The organism is Corynebacterium sp. c24Ua_83 (assembly GCF_039907245.1).
GTDB lineage: Bacteria > Actinomycetota > Actinomycetes > Mycobacteriales > Mycobacteriaceae > Corynebacterium.
The window spans coordinates 42,371-63,662 of sequence record NZ_JASBOI010000009.1; the positions used below are offsets into that span (position 1 = coordinate 42,371).

Annotated in this window: 20 protein-coding genes and 1 tRNA gene; 10 read left to right on the plus strand and 11 right to left on the minus strand. The window is 60.8% G+C overall.

Annotated features, from left to right (window positions below):
• Nucleotides 1–9 precede the first annotated feature (9 nt).
• From QKE30_RS07125 to QKE30_RS07150, 6 genes are all read left to right on the plus strand, one after another.
• Complete coding sequence (locus tag QKE30_RS07125) at nt 10–774, plus strand: 3'(2'),5'-bisphosphate nucleotidase CysQ (RefSeq protein ID WP_347934466.1); 765 nt, start codon at nt 10–12, stop codon at nt 772–774.
• A gap of 28 nt (nt 775–802) precedes the next feature.
• Nucleotides 803–1,729, plus strand: a complete 927-nt coding sequence (locus QKE30_RS07130; RefSeq protein WP_347934467.1) for an alpha/beta fold hydrolase — start codon at nt 803–805, stop codon at nt 1,727–1,729.
• A gap of 187 nt (nt 1,730–1,916) precedes the next feature.
• Entirely contained in the window at nt 1,917–2,240 is a 324-nt protein-coding gene (locus QKE30_RS07135; RefSeq protein ID WP_347934468.1) for an alpha/beta fold hydrolase, read from the plus strand.
• Nucleotides 2,241–2,277: 37 nt separating this feature from the next.
• Complete coding sequence (locus QKE30_RS07140; protein WP_347934469.1) at nt 2,278–2,511, plus strand: hypothetical protein; 234 nt, start codon at nt 2,278–2,280, stop codon at nt 2,509–2,511.
• Between the two features lie 122 nt (nt 2,512–2,633).
• Nucleotides 2,634–3,455, plus strand: coding sequence for a thymidylate synthase (locus QKE30_RS07145; protein WP_347934470.1), 822 nt, complete (start codon nt 2,634–2,636; stop codon nt 3,453–3,455).
• Nucleotides 3,456–4,145 carry a dihydrofolate reductase gene (locus QKE30_RS07150; protein ID WP_347934471.1) on the plus strand — a complete coding sequence of 230 codons (690 nt, stop codon included), beginning with the start codon at nt 3,456–3,458 and terminating at the stop codon, nt 4,143–4,145.
• A gap of 56 nt (nt 4,146–4,201) precedes the next feature.
• Here the strand turns inward: QKE30_RS07150 and glnA are convergent, their stop codons facing one another.
• The 4 genes from glnA to QKE30_RS07170 form a co-directional block, all read right to left on the minus strand.
• On the minus strand, nt 4,202–5,638 hold the full coding sequence (gene glnA, locus QKE30_RS07155) for a type I glutamate--ammonia ligase (protein WP_347934472.1): 1,437 nt from the start codon (nt 5,636–5,638) through the stop codon (nt 4,202–4,204).
• Between the two features lie 15 nt (nt 5,639–5,653).
• Nucleotides 5,654–6,814 (minus strand): tyramine oxidase subunit B, encoded by a 1,161-nt coding sequence (locus QKE30_RS07160; RefSeq protein WP_347934473.1) that lies wholly within the window; start codon nt 6,812–6,814, stop codon nt 5,654–5,656.
• 306 nt (nt 6,815–7,120) lie between these two features.
• Nucleotides 7,121–7,585, minus strand: coding sequence for a hypothetical protein (locus QKE30_RS07165; protein ID WP_297667908.1), 465 nt, complete (start codon nt 7,583–7,585; stop codon nt 7,121–7,123).
• A 166-nt stretch (nt 7,586–7,751) separates the two neighbouring features.
• Nucleotides 7,752–8,348 carry a helix-turn-helix domain-containing protein gene (locus QKE30_RS07170; RefSeq protein ID WP_347934474.1) on the minus strand — a complete coding sequence of 199 codons (597 nt, stop codon included), beginning with the start codon at nt 8,346–8,348 and terminating at the stop codon, nt 7,752–7,754.
• Between the two features lie 60 nt (nt 8,349–8,408).
• On the opposite strand from QKE30_RS07170, the gene QKE30_RS07175 reads away from it, so the two are divergent.
• Nucleotides 8,409–9,488: a GNAT family N-acetyltransferase gene (locus QKE30_RS07175; protein WP_297667910.1), complete on the plus strand. Its 1,080-nt coding sequence runs from the start codon at nt 8,409–8,411 to the stop codon at nt 9,486–9,488.
• Between the two features lie 408 nt (nt 9,489–9,896).
• Here the strand turns inward: QKE30_RS07175 and QKE30_RS07180 are convergent, their stop codons facing one another.
• The 3 genes from QKE30_RS07180 to QKE30_RS07190 all read right to left on the minus strand — a co-directional run bounded on the left by QKE30_RS07180 (nt 9,897) and on the right by QKE30_RS07190 (nt 13,539).
• A complete protein-coding gene (locus QKE30_RS07180; RefSeq protein ID WP_347934475.1) occupies nt 9,897–11,312 on the minus strand; it encodes a hypothetical protein in 1,416 nt (471 codons plus the stop codon).
• 75 nt (nt 11,313–11,387) lie between these two features.
• Entirely contained in the window at nt 11,388–12,053 is a 666-nt protein-coding gene (locus QKE30_RS07185) for a DUF4145 domain-containing protein (RefSeq protein WP_347934476.1), read from the minus strand.
• A gap of 1,410 nt (nt 12,054–13,463) precedes the next feature.
• Nucleotides 13,464–13,539: transfer RNA gene (locus QKE30_RS07190), tRNA-Arg, on the minus strand.
• A 166-nt stretch (nt 13,540–13,705) separates the two neighbouring features.
• On the opposite strand from QKE30_RS07190, the gene QKE30_RS07195 reads away from it, so the two are divergent.
• A complete protein-coding gene (locus QKE30_RS07195) occupies nt 13,706–15,235 on the plus strand; it encodes a glutamate--cysteine ligase (protein WP_347934477.1) in 1,530 nt (509 codons plus the stop codon).
• Nucleotides 15,236–15,247: 12 nt separating this feature from the next.
• On the opposite strand, the gene QKE30_RS07200 is transcribed toward QKE30_RS07195, so the two are convergent.
• Both QKE30_RS07200 and QKE30_RS07205 read right to left on the minus strand, forming a co-directional pair.
• Nucleotides 15,248–16,063 carry an enoyl-CoA hydratase gene (locus tag QKE30_RS07200; protein WP_347934478.1) on the minus strand — a complete coding sequence of 272 codons (816 nt, stop codon included), beginning with the start codon at nt 16,061–16,063 and terminating at the stop codon, nt 15,248–15,250.
• A gap of 67 nt (nt 16,064–16,130) precedes the next feature.
• Nucleotides 16,131–16,988, minus strand: coding sequence for an aldo/keto reductase (locus QKE30_RS07205; protein ID WP_297667549.1), 858 nt, complete (start codon nt 16,986–16,988; stop codon nt 16,131–16,133).
• A 147-nt stretch (nt 16,989–17,135) separates the two neighbouring features.
• On the opposite strand from QKE30_RS07205, the gene QKE30_RS07210 reads away from it, so the two are divergent.
• The gene (locus QKE30_RS07210; RefSeq protein WP_035005102.1) at nt 17,136–18,017 is read left to right on the plus strand and encodes an ATP-binding cassette domain-containing protein; all 882 of its coding nucleotides are present in this window, start codon (nt 17,136–17,138) and stop codon (nt 18,015–18,017) included.
• Nucleotides 18,014–19,234: an ABC transporter permease gene (locus tag QKE30_RS07215; protein WP_239202097.1), complete on the plus strand. Its 1,221-nt coding sequence runs from the start codon at nt 18,014–18,016 to the stop codon at nt 19,232–19,234. Before QKE30_RS07210 ends, QKE30_RS07215 begins: the two co-directional genes overlap by 4 nt.
• Nucleotides 19,235–19,285: 51 nt before the next feature.
• Here the strand turns inward: QKE30_RS07215 and QKE30_RS07220 are convergent, their stop codons facing one another.
• Nucleotides 19,286–19,645: an FKBP-type peptidyl-prolyl cis-trans isomerase gene (locus tag QKE30_RS07220; RefSeq protein ID WP_034987009.1), complete on the minus strand. Its 360-nt coding sequence runs from the start codon at nt 19,643–19,645 to the stop codon at nt 19,286–19,288.
• Between the two features lie 133 nt (nt 19,646–19,778).
• Nucleotides 19,779–21,056, minus strand: coding sequence for a citrate synthase (locus QKE30_RS07225; protein WP_293818724.1), 1,278 nt, complete (start codon nt 21,054–21,056; stop codon nt 19,779–19,781).
• Nucleotides 21,057–21,292 lie beyond the last annotated feature (236 nt).

Sequence of the window (21,292 nt, forward strand, 5' to 3'; positions counted from 1 at the left end):
GTAAGAACTATGACGGCTGAACTCAATGATGCGACGCTGGCCCAGAGACTCGCGCAGGGCACCGGGGAGATCCTCAAAGGCGTAAGGAACGTAGGTCTGCTCCGCGGCACCGAGCTAGGCAAGGCCGGCGACGCGCTGGCGCAGGACTGGATCGCCCGCTCCCTCGTACAACACCGCCCGAACGATGCAATGCTCTCGGAAGAGGCAGAGGACGACCTTGCACGCCTGAATAACTCGCGCGTGTGGATCATCGACCCGCTCGATGGAACCCGGGAGTACGCCGGCGGCCGCCAGGACTGGGCCGTGCACATTGCGCTGGTGGAGAACGGCAAGATCGTTGAGGCCGCCGTGGGGATGCCGGACCTGGGGCGCGTGTTCAGCAGTTCGGAGGTCCGCGCCGTCGAGGGAGCCCGCACCAAACGCCTGGTGATCAGCCAGAACACCACCCCGGCGATCGCTGAGTTCATCGCCGAGGATCTGGGCCTGGAGCTGGTGACCATGGGTTCCTGCGGAGCTAAAGCCGTCTCCGTGATCCTGGGCGATAACGATGCCTACGTCCACGCCGGTGGCCAGTACGAGTGGGACAACGCAGCCCCCGTCGGCATTGCCCAGGCCGCTGGCCTGCACACTTCCCGCCTGGATGGCACGGATCTGTGCTACAACTGCGAGTCGCCGTACCTGCCGGACCTGGTGATCTCCCGCCCCGATATGGCCGACGAGATCCTGGCCTCCGCCGCGAAGTTCCACGACAAGCACGGCGCTTACTCTCTCTAGCCCTCTCTAGCCCTGCTTCTAGCACTGCATGCTCCCTTTTTCCTTCTTGACGCCCCGTCCGGCCTCCCGCGCGCAGCTGGAGCCGGACGCAGACATTCCCGCCACGCTACAGGGGCGCTACGTTATCGGCGCGCCCGCTAATAATCCGCGCAAGGAGCTTACAGAGGAGCACCCCTGCCCCCTAGTGTTTATCCACGGCACGACGGATAACACTTTCCGCTGGCAGAAAGCCGCAACGTATTTCGCCGCCCGGGGTTATTCGGTGTGGGCTTTCAACTACGGCCAGCCGGAGGAGGGCCGTCCCGCGATCCCGGGTGTGTTTGCCGTGAACGACATCAACGAATCCGCCCTGGAGATCGCGGCGACGATTGATTACATCCTGGAGGTCACCGGCGCCAGCAAGGTGGACCTGGTGGGCCACTCCCAGGGCGGGCTGCACATCAAGAAGTACATTGCAGAACACGGCGGGCAGGATACGGTGCGCCGCGCGGTGGGAGTGGCCGCGACGTATCACGGCACGACGATGACCGGGATGTCCTCAATCCTGCAGAACCTGGTGGACCGCAACCCGGAGTTCGCGGATCTGGTGGCGGGCAAGGCCGCGATTCAGCAGCTGAGTAGTTCGGATTTCATCAGTCGGCTCAACGAGCTGCCGGATACTCACCCAAACGTGATGTACACAAACATCTTCACCTCGAAAGATCTGACGGCCACGCCGAACTCCACGTCTCAGCTGGAGTCCATCGGCGGGGCGGATGTGGCCGACGCGGAGGTCGGCGAAGTCTGTGGGCTGCTGCTCCCGCCGGGGCATGCGTCGCTGCCGGAAAACGAGCACATCATTGGCCTGATCGAGTGGGGTTTGACGCGCGAGCAAGGGGATCACACGCCCGTGCATTCTGGCTGTAACGGTGGACAGCGCTGGAAGTTGGGCTATCGTTTCTTCCATGAAAGTTAATTCTCGCGCCCGGGGTCTGGCTCACTGATCCATCCTCGCCAGCGCTGCAGCGCTGAGCGTTTCTCTCTCTGCCCTCTTTTCCCTCACTCCTTCTGCCCTGGCAGCCGATGGTGATGTTTCTAGCGCTTTTCCGGACGCCGCCGCAGTCCCCGCCGGTTTAGAAGGCAAGCATGTGGCCAAGGCGCCTGTGAACAATCCCACCTGTGTCCCCTCCCCGGAGCACCCGAACCGCGTCGTCTTCATCCACGGCACATCCGATAACTCGACGCGCTGGCAGAAGGCCGCCAACGCTTTATCCATGCAGGGTTTCTGCACGTGGGCCTTCAACTACGGCAAGCCGAACCTGCTGGGGCGCTACGCCATAGTGGACATCGACGATTCCGCCAAGGAAATCGCTTCGACCATCGACTACATCCTGTCCGTGACGGGCGCAGAGAAGGTCGATCTGGTGGGGCACTCCCAGGGTGGGCTGCACTTGAAGAAGTACATCGCGGAAAAACGGCGGCGATAGGTCGGCCGATACCACCGCCACGCCGAATAAGACCTCCATGCTGGAGCCGGTTGACGGCGCGGACGTGGCGAACGTGGAGGTGGGTGCTGCCTGCAAGCTCCCCATTCCGCCGGCCCACGCCGCCATGCCCCAGCACGATCCAACCATCGGGCTGATCCTGTGGGGCCTGACCCGCGAGGCGGGTGACCACACGCCGACTACCGAGCACTGCTCTAACCCGGCGCGCGGATCCGCTGGTGGATCCGCTTCTGGGCCCGCTGCCGGTTCCTAGTCTCGGCTTGTCCATAGCCGGGCTTGCCAGCCCCGCGGGTGCCGCCGCTTGGTTGCCGACGTAGACTGTGTGGGACTTTTGAACCCCAAGAAGCTTCGAGCTTGAAAGGAAGGCGGCGAGCAGTGGCACCCCAGCAGCAGCCGAGTTCCATCCCCACCCCATACGAGGATCTTCTGCGCGAGATCCTCGTAACGGGCACTCCCAAGGGTGACCGTACTGGCACGGGCACTACCAGCCTTTTTGGCCGTCAGATCCGCTATGATCTCTCCGCCGGTTTCCCACTGATTACCACCAAGTCGGTACATGTGAAGTCAGTGGTGGGTGAACTGCTGTGGTTCCTCCGGGGCGATTCCAACGTGCGCTGGCTGCAGGAGAACGGCATTCGCATCTGGAACGAATGGGCCGACGAGAACGGTGACCTAGGGCCGGTCTACGGCGTGCAGTGGCGCAGCTGGCCGACCCCAAACGGACAGCACATCGACCAGATCGCCGGCGCGTTGGAAACCCTGCAGACTAACCCGGACTCGCGCCGCAATATCGTTAGCGCCTGGAACGTCTCGGAACTGGACAACATGGCCCTGCCCCCATGCCACCTGCTGTTCCAGCTGTACGTGGCCAACGGCAAGTTAAGCTGCCAGCTGTACCAGCGCAGCGCGGACATGTTCCTGGGCGTGCCCTTCAACATCGCCAGCTACTCGCTGCTGACCCACATGTTCGCCCAGCAGGCGGGACTAGAGGTCGGCGAGTTCATCTGGACCGGCGGCGATTGCCACATCTATGACAACCACGTGGAGCAGGTTAAGCTGCAGCTTTCCCGCGATGCCCGCCCGTACCCGCAGCTGCAGCTGAACAAGGCTGCGGACATGTTCTCCTACGACTTCTCCGATATCGAGTTCACCGGCTACGACCCACACCCGGTGATCAAGGCAAAGGTGGCCGTATAAATGACTTCCAACAACCAACCCCACCGCCCGACCGGCTACGAGCCGGGCGACTACCCGGAACTCACCGCCGCCGCGGTCAGCTATGCCCTAGAGGCCAAGGGGATTTCCCGCGATCAGGTGGAGATCGGCATGATCTGGGCGCAAACCACCGCCGGTGTAATCGGCGATGGCGCGGACATGCCCTGGTATCTGCCGGAGGACCTGAAGCACTTTAAGAACGCCACCATCGGCTACCCCGTCGTCATGGGGCGCACCTCCTGGGAAGCGCTCGACGATGGATTCCGCCCGCTGCCGGGGCGCACGAACTATGTGATCACTCGGCAGGATGATTATGACGCCCCCGGTGGCATCATCGAGCCTTCGATCCCCAGCGCGCTGGCCAACGCCGCGGAGCAGATCCTCAACGAGTTGGAAGACGGCGCCGCAGACGAGCGCACCCCCACCGTATGGGTACTGGGCGGCGGCCAAGTGTACGCCCAGTGCATGCCCGTGGCTGATCGCATCGTCATCACGGAGATCGACATGGAGGCACCCGAGCGCTTCCAAGTGTACGCACCTCTGGTTCCCACCGAAGAGTTCGAAGAGCACGCCGAGGAGTGGCAGGAATCGCTAAAGGGCCACCCGGTCGACCAGGAGGGCAATCCCGAGCGGCCCCTGCGTTACCGCTTCTGCACCTGGACGCGGCGCTAGTCAACTAGCTTCGCGCTCTAGCGCGTGGCCAGTTCCGCGCCGTAGCGCGCAGCTAACTACACGCTGTAGTACAGCTCGAACTCCTTCGGGCTTGGCCCCTGGCGCAGCGGCTGGATCTCCAGCTCGTACTTCAGGCGCACATAGGCCTGCAGGAAGTCCTCGTCGAAGACTCCCCCGGCGGTCAGGAAGTCGTGGTCTTCCTCCATTGCCGTCAAGGCGGCCTCCAGCGAGTGCGGCACCTTCGGTACCTTCTTCGCCTCCTCAGGCGGCAGCTCGTAGAGGTCCTTATCCGTCGGCTCGCCCGGCTCGATACGGTTCAGAATGCCATCCAGCCCCGCCATCAGCTGGGCCGCGAAGCCCAGGTAGGGGTTCGAGGACGGATCCGGCGCACGGAACTCAATACGCTTGGCCGCAGGGCTATCGCCGGTCAGCGGAATGCGGATGGCTGCCGAGCGGTTGGACTGCGAATAGGCCAAGTTGACGGGTGCCTCGAAACCGGAATATAGGCGTCGATAAGAGTTAACGGTGGGGTTCGTAAAGGCGAGCACCGCCGGGGCGTGGTGCAACAGGCCACCGATGTAATAGCGCGCCATTTCAGACAGGCCTGCATAGCCCGTCTCGTCGTAGAAAAGCGGCTTGCCGTCCTTCCACAGTGACTGGTGGGCGTGCATGCCACAACCGCCATCGCCGGCCAGGGGCTTCGGCATGAAGGTGGCGGTTTTGCGGTGCTGCTCGGCGGTGTTCTTCACCACGTACTTGAAAGTCTGCAGGTCGTCCGCGGCGGCCAGCAGGGTATCGAAGCGATAGTTGACCTCCTGGATGCCGCCGGTGGCGACCTCGTGGTGGAAGCGCTCGATCTCGAAGCCGACCTTCTCCAGGTTGTACGCAATGTCGTCGCGCACCGGGATGGTCTTGTCGTACGGGGCGACCGGGAAGTAGCCGTCGTTGATGCGGATCTGGTTACCGCGGTTCGGCGAGCCGTCCATCATCGTCTCCTCGCCGGAGCGCCACCAGCCCTCGTCCGAATCCACGCGGTGGAAGGACATGTTGGTGTCGGAGGCGTATTGGACGGAATCGAAGACGTAGAACTCCGCCTCCGCACCGATCGAGCAGGTGTCTGCCACGCCGGTTTCCTTCAGGTAGTTCTCCGCCTTGCGCGCAATGTTGCGCGGGTCGCGGCGGTACGGCTGGCGGGTCAGCGGATCCTGCACGAAGAACTGCATGTTCAGCGTGGGGTGATCGCGGAACGGATCCACGTAGGCGGTCGTCGGGTCCGGGATCAGCGCCATGTCCGACTTATCCACGGTGGAGAAGCCGGGGATGGAGGAGCCGTCGAAGGCGAAGCCGTCCTCCGCCGCCTTGGGGGTTAGCTCGCGCGCCGGAACAGTCAGCCCATGTTCCAGGCCGAACATGTTGGTAAAGCGAATGTCCAGGTAGCGAATGTTTTCTGACTTGATGAAGTCGATGACCTGGTCGATGCTTTTGAACTCCATGGTTCGTTCCGGCTCCTAGGTTAGCTCCGGGGTATCCCAGAGATTCAGTTTGGTGCCAATGCCCTTCTCCAGGGCGTTTTCGTACACCTCGGTGGCCCAGGAAACGTCCTCGACGGGCATGCCGCCGATGGAGTAGAAGAAGATCTGCTCGTCGCTCTCGCGGCCCGGAGCCTTACCCGCAGCGATGGCACCGATGTTGTGCAGCTTCTCCTTCGGCAGGGTGCCCTCCTCGACCATGTCCCACCAACGGTTGCCGGGGATTCCCAGCAGGCGCTCGTAGGTGACGTCCGGGCCGTTTTCCTGGAACCATTCCTTGTACAGGCCGTCGTAGTCCAGCACCAGGTTGGATTCGTCGGACTTGATGAAGTCGTCGTCGAAGCGGGCCGCTGCGGGGCACAGCACCAGCGCGCCGGGCTTGAGCCACTCGCGCTTGAAGTACGGGAAGGCCTGCGGGCCGTCCGGGGAGGTGGAGGTGCCGGCGATCAGGATGTCGCTGCCTTCGATGGCCTCCTGCTCGCTATCGACGACCTGCACGTCCAGGTCCTCGAAGCGGTCGCGGATCCACTGTGCTGCCTTTTCGGTGGAACCGGCGCTGCGACCCTTGATCTTTACGGTTTTGATGCTGGGGCGTTGGGTGATGGAGGAGGCCAGGATGGTGCGGGACATGACGCCCGGCCCGATGATTCCTACGGTCTCTGCGTTCTCTACGGCAAGGTGCTTGACGCCCACAGCCGGAACCGCACCAGTGCGGTACGCGGACAACAGGTTGGCCGACATGATCGCCTTCGGGGCGCCGGTGACGGCATCGTTGAGGACGAACACGTGGATGGAGCGGGGCAGACCTGCGGCGCGGTTCTCGGCGTTCGAGCCGTACCACTTCACGCCGGCGCCCTTGAATCGGCCGCCGAGGTAAGCGGGCATAGCCATGAAGCGACGGTCGGGGCCGTTGGCGGGCATGCCCTCGTGCTCGGGGTTGTCGGGGAAATTGACCTGGGCGCCGTGGGAGTTTCCGGAAGCGCCAGCCATGCGGTAGTCGCCCTTATCCAGAAGGATCAGGGTTTCTTCCATGACGTCGACACAGCGAGCAGAGTCCGTCACCCCCGCTTCAATCATGTCGGGCTCGGAAAGCCACAGGAAGTCGATGCTGGTGTCGGTGGAACCGGTGGGCTGGGTCATCGGCGAAATCTCTCCTCGAAGATTCTCGATTGGTTGGATCTGAAACTTTCTGGATTGAAAACGCGCCGGAGGTACTACCTGCACACGCTGTACGCTCCGGTTTTCGGAAACCGATACATCTTCAACGATACAAACCTGCGCGAATATTTTAATGAAATAACGTTTTCAATACGGTCACGCAAACCTATAAGTCCGGCAAACCCCCTGGGCTTCATATAAATTATTAAGCAAAATATGCGGCTGTTTATCCACCCCCAGATGGGTAACCGCCCCGACGGCGACTACCCACACCCCACTCAATCGCAGTTAGCCCTGGGATGCTTTCCGGCCCCTTATCGCAACGACTAGCGCCACAATGTAGGACACGATCGCACCCACAAAACTGAGCAGACATAGCACTTCAGATACTTTGTTCGCTTGCCGGCCAACAAGCGCGGTGAACATAGATTTCGTCCCATGGTCAGTATCGTCGAAATCCACCAGAAAGAAGCCTGTTAGAACCGAGAACGTGCTGACAATAATGAGAGCCCACGACTCTCGCCAGCCGAAGACCTTGTGCGACACTCCCGAAGAGTCTTCCGCGTCGATGCGCACGGGAACTTTCCAGAGAACGTAAAGCGCAAAGGCGAACATCAATGAAAGCGGGATAGTCACAAACATGTACCACCCAAGAGTGCCGAAGAGCATGCGCCCCAACCCGAGGAACGCCGCCGAGCCGAGAGCCATCAATAGGGCTAGGAAGGTATCTAACTGAAAGCCTTTCAGGGTCATACTCACCCAGCATAACCGTATTTAGCACCCCTTTAGGGCTGCAAAACAAAGAGGGGGCAGTCGAGTAATCCCTAGCCCAGCCACTCCACAACTGGCCCAGCTGAGCTTCCTCTCGCCATTTCTGAGTATTCCTCACACTGCCTCTGCCCGAAATGGGATGGTTCCGTCAAGACAATAATTTCTTGATGCCCTCGGAGAGGATTTCTTGTGGGCTAATGTGGTGCGCCGCGTGGAGGCGCGCATAAGTCGGGGCTTGTTCGGTGTCGATGGCAACACGCTTTTCGTCGGGCGCCATGGGGGCCGTCAGGGCGGCGCCGATCACTAGGTTTGATAGCCGGTAGGCAGTTCCCAACGGATCCGAGACGCCCTCTCGTTCAAGCAGGACACACATGCGCTCAGAAAGCGCCAGGTAAGCAGGGCCTCTGGGGGCGCGCATGCCGATGACTTGACCGGCCCACCGGTGGGTCGTGAGGTGTGTAAAGAAAGCCTGCATCAGGGTGGGCAGGTCGGCGTTGTTGATCGATTCGGACATCAAGGGATCGTCTGCAAGCACTACATCGAGAGCAAGGTCGAACAAGTCGTCAACCGACTCCACGCGGGAGTACAGGCTGGCTGGGGCCACGCCCACCTGTTGTGCCACAGCCCTCATAGTGAGCGCCTTCAAACCACCTTCGTCCAACAGTCTGCCCGATGCTCTTGCAACTTCCGCAATATCCACGGCGCGATGGCGTTGCACCGGTTTCCGATGTTCCCAGTAGCTCACCCCACCAGCCTAACCAAACATACTTGAACCACCTATCCAAACTATGTTAGTTTTGAGCACATGCTGGATGCCGCCAACCTTCCGATCACCTTTGAGAACACTCGCCTACGCCCTCTCGCCGAACTGGACGCAGACGCGTATGCAGCAGGCACAAAAGACGAAGCTGTGCGGCGCTTCGCTCACCTGCCTGAACCTGATTACACCCCCGAGTCCGTGCGACGGATGATCTGTGACGAGGTCGCGACGGGCCTCTCGTCCGGCACGTTGGCAGTCCTCGCACTTGCCGACGCCGAAACCAACCGGTTCGTGGGTTCCATGGTTCTCTTTGACGTTAGCTCCGATGCTGCCGAGGTCGGGTTCTGGATTCATCCCGGTGCGCGAGGGGAAGGACATGCCCGTCGGGGCTTGGAGCTGGCATCACGTTTCGCGCGCACCAGTGGACTTAAAACCTTGACGGCACGCACGCTTCCGGAAAACAAGGCCTCCCAGCACTGCTTGACGACGGCGGGATTCCACGAGACCGGCCGAGGCGTAGGGACCACGCCCGCAGGACAGCGCGAGGAGTTGTTCCACTACCAGCGCGATCTCGTGACCGTTGCCCAGTGGCCGTTGGTGACAGAACGACTTCGACTCCGTCTGCATGAGACAGACGATGTCGCATGGCTTCACGAGCTGTACTCGCAACCTGGCGTTGCTCGTTACCTGTTGGACGAGCCATGGACTGTGGAAGCTACCCGTGACAAGCTCGGGGAGCGGCTATCAAAAACTGACCTCGATGGTGAGACTGCTGCACTTGCACTAGTCATCGAGCATGACGGCACCCCCATAGGAGACGTCGCACTGTGGCTTACAGACAAGGAGCACCGTCAGGGCGAGATTGGGTGGGTTTTGAACCCGGCACACGGTGGGCAAGGATTCGCAAGCGAAGCGGTTCGCGCGGTACTTGCCCTCGGGTTTGATCATTACAACCTCCACCGCATTACCGCGCAGATGGATGCCCGCAACAGCGCCTCCGCGGCACTTGCTCGACGCGTTGGGCTCCGGCTCGAAGCGCATCACGTCCAGGACTGGTTTAGCAAGGGTGAATGGACCGACACCCTCATCTACGCGCGACTCGCCTCCGAGACCGTTAGCCAATAAATGTTGTCTGATTTGAAATGAGCAGCGGCTGGACGCTATTAGCGGATAGCGAACTCTAGTTGCGTTTTCGGGCACAGGTCTCGGACGACAGTCCGCGAATAACAGGAAATGCCTCGCCTACTTTTGTAGGAAGAGGCATTGTTTCATGCTTTCGGGGGTTGTTCGAACAATCAAATCTAATTCTTCGAAACCCCGGGACATTCAGTAAACACCCCAACCTTTAGACACGCCGCCGCTTCCTTACACACCCCGCCCCGACCCCCGTCCCGAGACCCGAAGCGCCAACCGCCCCGGCCCCCGTCCCGAGAACCACACCGCGAACCCCAACGCCCCACCGCACCGAGCCCCGCCACGCCTGCCACTCCGCCAGCCCGCTCCGGAACCCAGCCGCCCCGCGACAGACCAGTGTCACCACTGACTTTCGTCCTCCGGCAACCGCTGCTCGAACGCTGCAATCAGTCCACGGTTTTCGTACTCGTCAAACGGGGTGTCTTTTGGCATGTCGGTCTCGCCCAGAGCGCTGGTCTTGGACAGCCTTTCCCTGCACCACTGAAGCCACGCTTCAGCCTCTGGAACGCCTTCGAGCGCTGCGAGGTACTCCTCAATTGCCTGCCGCTCTTTCCAGGCCTCAACGCGCTGGAGAAGTACCTTGTGACGTTCACTTTCCCGATGGTGAACACGGGCAAGCTCCGTTGCCTTGTCGAGTCGGCGCTGCCGGCGCTCAGCCTCAAGTCGATCTCGCTCTTCCACCACTGCGTACCACTGCTCTCTGCGGTGGACGTCAGCAAAGAAGTCTCCGAGCACCGAATTTAGCCGCGTCGGCTTCGCAGGGGTGTCGTTACGCCTGGTGAAACCGACAGTGAGAGACACCAGGCCTGTGCCTTCTTTGACGTAGTACTTCGGCATTTCTTTGCCCTTGTTGTACGACCAGCGCAGCGAGTCCTCGTAGGCTTTGACCTCCTTCTTCGTCGGTGGCCGCTCGACGTTGTTTTCGCGCTCGCTGGCCCACACTTCATATGAGCGGTGGTCGGTGTCGAGCGTGACTTTCTCCAGCACCTTCTTGCCCTTGTAGTCCTCGGTGTCGTGTGCCGTCACGCTCCACCCGCGGGCCTGTGCCTCGGTGACAACGACGTGCAGGAGCAACTTCGCCCGCTGCTTCGTCTCTGCGCTGTACCACTTAGAGGTTCGCAAAAGCCGGTTGATAGCCGGGTGGAATTTGCGGACTTCAACCTCTCCCCGAAGGACTGGTCCTGGGTCAGGTGACAACCACTCGTCCGTGTCGAGTAGCGCAGCGGTCACCGTCACGGGGGAGTCGAAGTGCCACGAGTCGGAGCTCCAGTCGAGCATAAACTCTTTGCCGTCCGGGACAAGGGCTTTTCCCAGTCCTTTGACCCACCTGTCCACGGGGTCCCAGTTTGTTCGTGCCACGTCGCGGTTTTCTACGCGCCTGACAACCCACCCGCGCCGAGAAGCGACCAAGTCTTCGAGCAGGTCGGTCACGCGCGCGTCGAGTGCTACTTCGCTCGCATGTGGTGGCTCTGGTGGAGCATAAATCGGCGAGGCGACCACCGTCTCGGGTGCCGCGCCGCGTTTCCGTTTCGGTTTCCGGAGCGGTTCTTTCCCTGCCAGCACCCGCTTGCCGCGCTCAGTGACCGTTGCTTGCCAGGTCTTGCCGTGGCCTTTGACCTTAACGAGCTCGTGGCCTTCGAGTGTGCGGGCGGTGGTTTTGTACGTCGAAGGCACCTCTGGGTTGGTGGGGCACCCGTCGATGACCCATTGCAAAACGGTGCGTTGGCGCGGGGTGAGTTCTTTCGCGGCTGGCATGGTTGTATTGTCTCCGGTCGCGACGGGGTGCGCAGCGGTTAGCGGGGCGGGTGTCGTTTCGGGGGGGACCACCCCTCAAGACTCGTTTTCGGCCCTTGCGTTTCCCTCAAACTCAAAGGCCATGCGAAGGATCATCTGGGTGAACTCGATGGCCTTCAACGCGGTAGATTGCCTCACCGATTTCAGCTCGTGAGTTGCGGCATTACCCCAGAGTCGGATGCTGTCGGCCCAACTGTCCTTGATGCGCTGGGTGAGAATTCCCTCATTCACCAAGAAATTCACGCACTCTTCGAACTTTGGTGCCCAGCCCCTGTCGTCTTTCTCTGGTAGACCGCAACGGACAGCAGCAGCGAAAACTATCTTGCGGCACATAAGCACCGCGCTAGTGTAGGCACCAACAGAGTACGTGAGGTTCGCTTCCTCCCACATCTCCGCAACGTCACCAGGTAGGTTGTCGATAGGTTGCTGCTGTGTCCGCGGCGGGTAGATCTCCTCGCCGCCACCTTCCCGATAAATGCTGATTGAAGCGCCGCAGCAGTCTTGGCAGACCATCCAGCGGTACCCGGTTTTAACGAAGTGGCGCCTGTCAGTCGCCCGAGCGATGTTTACCGTTTTTCCTTCTCCGCACACCGGGCAGGTGATAGCTCCCGACTGTGCTCTATCGTCAGTAAACCTAAATCGTTGATGTCCTTGGTTAAGGTCCAGTTCAAGCAGGGCAAAATCTCTGTAGCCGAGCATCATTCTCCTTCGAAACGGGAACCGACACGTTAAGCGTAACGGTCGTCGCGACACCGAAACGCGCCAGTCGAACACATGGCCGGTCACACTGGGCGGACGAGACGGGGCAGGTTTACCGGGTGGACGGGTCTGAAAAATTTCTTGGACGCAGAAAGTTTGTTCTGAATCTAGGCGGGAGCGTATATGTGGTTTCAGCCCACCGGTGGGTTAAGGCTCGAAAAGCGTGTCCGGGCGGGGCCGGTTTCTAGCAGTTGAGCTGGGTTAATCTCGAATGTAATTGCTCTGCGGGCGAAAAATCGAAGGTGGTTTGGTTGGTTGACGTGCCAGAATTCGCCATCGGATATACAGACCGGGTCTACGACCACGCCTTCATCACAAGTGCCACTAGCAGATCTACGGGAGTGCTGTCGCGACAGTCACTGTCCAAAATGCCAAGCTGTCCCCATCTAACAACGCTGTGCAAGAACGTCTAGATGCGGCCTAATGCCAGCCGCGCATCGAGAGTGGACAGAAATTGCCTGAAAGCCAGCCAACTCCAACTGTTTTAGTAGCTCTAGTTCTGACCAGTAGTAAGCCTGAGTAACTGCATGCTCGAATGGAGCACCTTGTTCCCCTAAAAACGCTCCAAGAAGAAGAGTTCCACCCGGCCTAAGAGTCCTAGCAAATTCGCTTAGAACCAAGCCCCAGTCATCTGGCCACAAATGAATCAACGAGTACCAGGCAAGTATCCCTCCGAGGCTGGAAGACTTAAGGGGTATCTCCGACAAGTCGCCCAAAACGAAGTTGGTGGAGGGAAATCTATTCTTCGCAATCCCAATGAACTCTGGGACCATATCTAGCCCGACTACTTCACATTTCAAAGTTCGCAATAGGTCCGTCCAGTGTCCGGGACCTGACCCCGCATCCAGCACCGGACTATTAACCACTCTTCCCCATTCAGAAATGAGCGCTACGTCTTGAGGACTCATATCCTTAATTGATCCCAAGGCTTCAACGTATTCGGGAGCGAGCCTTGCATAAGCATCCCTTACGACGTCGTACAACGTGCCTCCTTCAACTCCGTGCCAATCGCCTTGACTATTGGAAAGTCTAACCTAATCCCAACGGTGTGTTTCCGGGTAAACGCATTCGGAAATTAGGAGACTAAAGAACGCAAGCGAGCCCTCTGGCGGCGACACATGTGCAGACACGGAGCCCTCGCGTTAGGACGGGCTGATAGTGAACACTTTCAAAAGAAATCCGGGTTAATAGACAAAAACCGGCCGGCAAAGCCTTTTGAGGCTGAAAAACCGGCCGGTTATCGCGTTGTCGGGGATAGTCTCTGAAAAAGTTACCGAATTTTGAAAACCCGGGTTAACCTGGAAGGAGTTTCCTGAATTGAACGGAAAAGTTAACCGAAAGTCCCACTTCACATGGCGCCCCAGAGAGGAATCGAACCTCCGACACCGGCTTTAGGAGAGCCGTGCTCTATCCACTGAGCTACTAGGGCAATCGCACGGAATCCGTGCGAGGTACATAATACAAGCCCGTCAACGCTCCCCGTTAACCAGCCCTTTTGGTCACCGCACCCCAGTCCCCCAGCGCACCGGAACGTGTGGGCGTCCACACCAAAGAACCCCTACACCACACCCGCAGCGAGGCTACGATTAAGAAGCATGGGCGACGCAGTATCTAAAGATACCTACACACCGAAACAACGCACCCGCTTCCGCGAGCGCCTCAACGCCGAGCTGGAGGTCTTCGACAAGCACTTGCAGAGCGCAGAATTCATCAACCAGGGCACCATCGGCCTGGAGCTAGAGATGAACCTCGTCGGCGATGACATGCAGCCCAAGCGCTGCAACGTCGACGTTCTGGAAAAGCTGGAGGAAACCCACCCGGGCGAATACCAGTCCGAGATCGGCTCCTACAACGTAGAGATGAACCATCCCCCGCTGGCCATCACAGGCCACGGGCTCGAACAACTGCAGGAAGGCCTCGACGAGCGCCTGCGCGCAGTGCAGAAAGCCGCCAAGCAACTCGGCTCCCACGCCGTCATGATCGGCACCCTTCCGACCCTGACCACCGACTTCCTCAGCGATCCTGCCTGGATCACCGACGAAAACCGCTACAAAGCTCTCAACAACGCCATCCTCGAATCCCGCGGCGAGCTCGTCCGCATCGAACTCGAAGGCGCCCTGCCCGGCCGGGTGCTCGGCACCGTCGATTCCTATAGGCACGACTTCGAGGACATCGCGCCAGAATCCGCCTGCACATCTATGCAGCTGCACCTGCAGGTCGCGCCGAACCTCTTCGCCAACGCCTGGAACGCCTCCCAAGCCATCGCGGGCGTACAGGCGGCGCTCAGCGCCAACTCCCCACTGTTCGTCGGACACAAGCTCTGGCACGAATCGCGCATCCCCGTCTTTGAGCAGGCCATCGACACACGCACGGCGGAGCTCGTCAACCAGGGCGTGCGCCCGCGTGTATGGTTCGGCGAGCGGTGGATCACCAGCGTGTTCGACCTCTTCGAGGAAAACGGCCGCTACTTCTCCCCTCTCCTACCGGAGGATCGCCTAGAGGCCGGCACGCCCATCATGTCCGGTGACAGCCCCGGCCTGCACTACATGAACCTGCACAACGGCACGATCTGGCGCTGGAACCGCCCGATCTACGACCCGAACCTGGAGCTCTCCCACATCCGCGTGGAGAATCGCCTACTGCCCGCCGGCCCCACTACCGCCGACATCGTCGCGGACGCCGCTTTCTACTACGGGCTCGTCAAGTTCTTGGGCACGCAAAATCGCCCCGTGTGGTCGCGGCTTTCTTTTGAGGACGCCCACAGTAACTTCCTCGCCGGCGCCCGCGAAGGGCTGCGCGCCAGCATGCGCTGGCCGCGTGTAGGGACAGTGCCCGTCCGACGGCTAATTACCGAGCACCTACTCGACCAGGCTCGCGAGGGATTGGAACTGCTGGAGGTGGATTCCGAACTGATCGACACGTACCTGGGGATCATCGAAGGCCGCGCCCGCAGCGGACAAAATGGTGCAACGTGGCAGCTGGATACCTTGAACCGGCTGGCTCCGAATAGCGAGCCGGATTCCCCAGAGCGCGCCGAGGCGCTGGCCACCATGATGCAGCGCTACATTGCCCACCAGGCCAGCGGCCAGCCTGTGCACACCTGGTCGGTGGAAGGGCGCGACTAGAACGGCTGGGATTTAGCGGCCTCTGAACTGGGGCGCGCGTTTCTCGGCGCGGGCCCGGCGCGCTTCCTGCACGTCCTCGCTGGCCCAGATGTCCACCATCATCTGCTGCAGCTCCGCATCCGCGTGCATGTCTGGGCTGTTGAACACTCGCTTCGAATGCTCCATGGACAGCGGAGCCTGGCGCGCCACCCGATGTGCGAGGGCGGTGGCGTTGGGGGTGGCGTCATCAAGAACCACAGAAAAACCCGTTGCTCGGGCTTGTTCGGCGCTTACCCGGGCGCCTGCCAGGAACACGTTGCGGGCCAGTGCGCCGCCCATCAGCTCGCGGGCGCGGGCGTGGGTCCACAGGTCTAGCGCGAACCCGTGCTCGGCGACGGGCACCCAGCAAGCACCCTCGTCGGCAAAAGCGCGCAGGTCACAGGCCAAAGCGATCTGGCAGCCTGCGCCGACCGCCGGGCCGTGAACATCCGCGATGACCGGCACCGGGGTGGTCTGGATGGCGGAGAGCATGTCCTCCATGGCGGACCAGAAATCATCGGCGTACACGCCACCCGAGAGGTCCGCCCCGGCGCAAAAGACAGGCCCCTCGCCGCGGATCAGAATGGCGCGCACCCCGGCGGAAGTGTGGGCGCGGACGGCCTCAGCGACCGCGGTGGCGATGGCTGCGTTGAGGGCGTTGCGCTTCTCCGGTCGGTTTAGGGTGATCACGCCGACTTGCGGGGTAACGTCCTCGAGCGCGGGAGAACCCGGGGTTGCGGAACCGTCGGCATTGCTCGCTTTGCCTGCCCCGACGGTCTCTAGATGAGTGATGACGTGCCCTGCGCTCATGGCTAGCAATGTACCGCAGGGGCGGTGCCATACGCGGGTGTTTCGCGGTAACCCGCGCGGAGTTTCCCTAGCCCTCCAGGCCGGCGTGGAAGGTCAGCGGGTCGCCGCCGATGCGGCCATCCTCCACGTCCAGAGCCTCGATGGCGGAGACCTCGTCGGCGGAAAGCTCAAAGCCGAAGACGTCGAAGTTCTGGCGCACGCGCTCCACCTTGGAGGAACGCGGGATAACCACGTCGCCACGCTGGATGTGCCAGCGGATGATGGCCTGCGCCACGCTCACGCCGTGCTCGGCGGCGATCTTCGCGATGGTCGGGTCGGTCAGGTTCTGCCCCTGCCCCAGCGGCGACCATGCCTCGGTGACGATCCCGCGGTCGCGGTTGTCCGCGCGCTGCTCGACCTGGCTAAAGCCCGGGTGGATCTCGATCTGGTTCACGGCCGGGGTGTGGCCCGCCTGCTTCAGCGCATCCAGCGCCTCGGGGTAGAAGTTGCACACACCGATGCTGGTCGCCCCGCCGGCTTGCTGGGTCTCCGCCATAGCGTCATAGGCCTGTACAAACTTGTCGGCCTGCGGGCACGGCCAGTGCAGCAGGTACAGATCCACGTAGTCTATCCCCAACTTCTTCTGAGATTCCGCGAAGGCTTCCTTGCCCCGTGCTTGGTCGGCGTTCCAGAGCTTGGTGGTGATGAACAGCTCCTCGCGTTGCACATCCCCGGCCTTCACCGCGTCGGCTACGGCGCGCCCCACGGCCTCCTCATTACCGTAGATCGCGGCGGTATCGATGTGGCGGTAGCCGGTCTCGATCGCGGCGCGCACCGAGGTGTACGTGTCCTCGTCGCTCAACTGCCACACGCCCAGCCCCAGCTGCGGAATGGTCTTGCCGTCGTTCATTTCAAGGGTCGCGACTGCATCGTTCTTTTCGCTCATGGCCTCTTTTGTACGCCACCTAGCTCGTTCTCGCGACGGCGCTGTTAAAAACTTCTTCGCCGACCTAATGCTTTCGCATGTGAGACAATGTGCGGGATCCTTCTTTTTCGATCAAGGATTCACGTTGTAAAGACCCACAAGGAATATATGGAAGCTCTCTATATCAACAACCTCAATAAGAGTTACGGGGACCACCAAGTCCTCCACGACATGACGCTCCAGGTACAGCCTGGTGAGATGTACGGTTTCGTCGGCTCCAACGGTGCCGGCAAGTCCACCACCATGCGCATCGCACTGGGAGTGCTCGCGGCGGACAGCGGCGAAGTGCTCATGGGCGATCGGCCGATCGACGATGACCTGCGCCGCCGCATTGGCTACATGCCGGAAGAGCGCGGCCTGTACGCGAAGGAGAAGATCGGCGACCAGCTGCGCTTTTTCGCCCGCCTCCACGGCCTGAGCGACAAAGCCGCCGGGAAGAACGCGGACGGCCTGCTGGAACAGCTCGGCCTAGCCGAGCGCTCGGACGACAAGCTGGAGGAGCTATCACTGGGTAACCAGCAGCGCGTCCAGCTGGCGGCCTCGCTGATCCACGATCCGGAGTTGCTGATCCTGGACGAGCCTTTCTCCGGCCTGGATCCCGTAGCCGTGAACGTCATGAGCGACTTGCTTGTCGAGCGCTGCAACGCAGGCGTGCCGGTGCTGTTCAGCTCCCACCAGCTGGATCTGGTGCAGCGCCTGTGCGACCGCGTGGGCATCATCGCCACGGGACGCATGAAAGCCGAAGGCACCGTCGACGAGCTGCGTACCCGCGGCCCCATCGTCTACGAGGTGCGCACTCCGGCGCGCGGCTGGTACCCCCAGGGCACCCGCTTGGTAGAGGACTTTGGCGAGGGCGTGCTGCTCGAGGCCGAAACTACGGACCTGGATCAGCAGATCCTGCAGGCTGCGATGGCTGTCGGCCCGGTCCACTCGTTCTCCCGCCGTATCCCGCACCTTGCAGAGCTCTTCCAGGAGGTCGTCGAATCATGAGTTATTCTTCCCCGAACACCATCGCCACCGTCGCCAAGCGCGAGATCCAGGTGGCCTCCCGCAGCAAGGCGATCATGTTCTCCTTGATTGTCGTCATCGCCGTCATGCTCATCGGCGTGTTTGCCGGCGCATGGTTCGCCAACAAGGACGACGACAACGAAACCCCGAAGCTCGGCCTTGTGGGGATTGAGAAGGAGTTTATTGACGCCGCCCCAGCCTCCACCGAAGGTGCCTCAGAGGGGACTGAAGGTTCCGGTGGCGTGGAGGCGGAAACCGTGGCCTCCCGCGATGAGGCTTCCTCTAAGGTGACTGACGAGGACCTCGATGCAGCCCTGGTGAAAACTGATTCGGGCTACGAATTGCTCGCGGAAGGAAAGCCCGACCCCGCGATCCTCAGCACTGTTAGCGCTGCGATCAATGCGCACGCGCAATCCGAAGCGCTAAACAAGGTGGGAGTTTCCCCCGAGGAGTTCGCCGACGCCACGCCCTCCGTGCAGCTGGAGACCGTGGACTTGAAGGCAGATGACGCGATGGAGGCCAACGGGCCGCAGATTGTCACCGCCATGGTCGGCGTGATGCTGATGGCCTACTTCATCATCCTCTTCGCCGCGAACGTCGGCGGGCGCATCACGGAGGAGAAGTCCTCGCGCGTGGTGGAGATCATCCTGGCTTCCGCCCGCCCGATGGATTTCCTGGCTGGCAAGATCATCGGCAACACTATCTTCGGTTTCATCGGCACCGCAATCATCCTGGTCATCGGCGCGGTTGCAGTTTCCGTCTCCGGGCTGTTGGGGGACGTGGACTTCGACTACACAGTGGTGGCTCTGATGCTGCTGGCCTTCTGCATCGGCATGCTGTTCTTCGGCAGCCTGTACGCGGCAGCGGGCTCTCTAGTTTCCCGTACGGAGGATCTGCAGTCCACCCAGGCTCCGATCCTGCTGTTCATTATGGGTATGACCTACGCCCCACTGTTCGGCCTCAGCAACATGGAATCGACGTTTATGCAGGTGCTGGGCTGGGTGCCGCCGTTTAGCCTGACGGTCGCCCCGATGAACATGGCGGCGGGCACAATGAGCCTGCCGCAGGTTCTGCTGAGCTTCCTGGTTGCCGCCATCACGACGGTTCTGGTGATTCTGCTGGTAGCCCGCGTCTACCGCAATTCCATCCTGAACAACGGCAAGAAGATGAGCTGGGCCAAGGCGCTGAAGGGTGCCTAATCGCCCAAGTTCACGGCGATCAGGCGCCCTAGTTTAAGGCGATCGGGCGCCTTAGTTCACGGCGATCAGGTCAATAATAAAGACCAGCGTACGGCCAGATAGTTGATGTCCCATGCCGGCCGGGCCGTACGCCTTCTCCGGGGGAATGGTCAGCTTGCGGCGACCGCCGGCGCGCATGCCCGGGATGCCCTCCTGCCAGCCCTCGATCAGGCCGGACAGGGGGAATTCGATGGACTCGCCCCGATCCCAGGAAGAGTCGAACTCCTCGCCAGTCTCGAAGTCCACTCCCACGTAGTGCACCTCCACCATGCCACCCGGCACGGCCTCTGCACCCTCGCCGATCACCAGGTCTTCAATCACCAGGTCCTTCGGTGCGGGGCCATTCGAGAGGTCGATCTGCGGTTTACTCATGGGGGAAGTCTCCTTTGAAAACTGATAGCTTCTCGAAGCTCCACCCTAGCAAAACGCGAAACACCCCCTTGGGGGCATACGCATTGCGTAGCTGAACCCAAGGGGGCGTCACCAAGAAAAGAACAGAGAGTTCTTAGAGCTTGCGCGCACCCTCGCCGGTGTAGATCTGGCGCGGACGGTTGATCTTTGCGGTCGGATCGTTGACCTGCTCCAGGTAGTGAGCGATCCAGCCCGGCAGGCGGCCCATGGCGAACAGGACGGTGAAGAAGTCCGTCGGGAAGCCCATGGCGCGGTAGATCAGGCCAGTGTAGAAGTCAACGTTCGGGTAGAGCTTGCGGGAGATGAAGTAATCATCAGCCAGCGCGATCTCTTCCAGCTTCATAGCCAGATCCAGCAGGTGGTCACCACCCAGGTGATCCAGAATCTCGTGTGCGGACTCCTTGACGATGGCCGCGCGCGGGTCATAGTTCTTGTAGACGCGGTGGCCGAAGCCCATCAGCTTAACGCCCGGCTCCTTGTTCTTCACGCGGTTCATGAAGTCGGTAGCGTCGCCACCGTTAGCGTGGATCTCCTCCAGCATCTCCAGAACGGCCTGGTTGGCGCCACCGTGTAGCGGACCGGACAGTGCGTTGATACCTGCGGCGATGGAGACGAACATGTTGGCCTGGGAAGAACCAACCATGCGGACGGTAGAGGTGGAGCAGTTCTGCTCGTGATCAGCGTGCAGGATCAGCAGCTTGTCCAGAGCCTTGGTGACTACCGGGTCATCCTCGAAAGGCTCGGTCGGGTAACCGAACATCTGGCGCAGGAAGTTCTGGCGCGCGTTCATGGAGTTATCCGGGTACATGTAGGGCTTACCCTTGGAAGCGCGGTAAGCGTAAGCAGCCAGCATCGGCACCTTCGCCATCAGGCGGTAGGTGTTCAGCTTCTGGTGGTCCGGATCCAGTGGGTTCAGGGAGTCCTGGTAGTAGGTGGACAGAATGTTCAGGGAGGAAGCCAAAACGCTCATCGGGTGAGCATCGCGCGGGAACACGCGGAACTGTGCCTTGAAGTCCTCATCCAGCAGGGTGTGGTTGCGGATGTTGGTGTTGAACTCCTCTGCCTGCTCCTTGTTCGGCAGCTCACCGTTGATAAGCAGGTAGGAAACCTCATTGAAGGTTGCGTTGTTAGCCAGGTCGGCGATGTCGTAGCCGCGGTAACGTAGGATGCCGTTTGCACCGTCGATGTAGGTGATAGCGGACTTGGTGGAACCGGTGTTCACGTAGCCGGGATCCAGGGTGGTCAAGCCAGTTTCAGCCAGCATCTTACCCAGTGCAACACCGTCGTTACCTTCGGTGGCGTGGACAATGTCCATCTCGTACTCTCCACCTGGGTAGTGGAGAACGGCCTTGTCCTGATTATCAGTAGCCATTGACATCCCTTTCTGAAATGTTCACGTGCCTGCCCGCAGCGAATGTTGTAGCGATTACTTTTGGTAGAAGCTTGCGCCGGCACCGATGGAGCGGAACACAGATTCACGGTTTCACTTGTAAATTGTAGCCGCTTTAGGGCTTCCCCGTATGGCGTTACTTGCATAGCAAAGCCGACGGGGGGATACGGCACACTGTAGTGCCTATGTGACGCGCACGACAGACTGCCTGGCTTAAG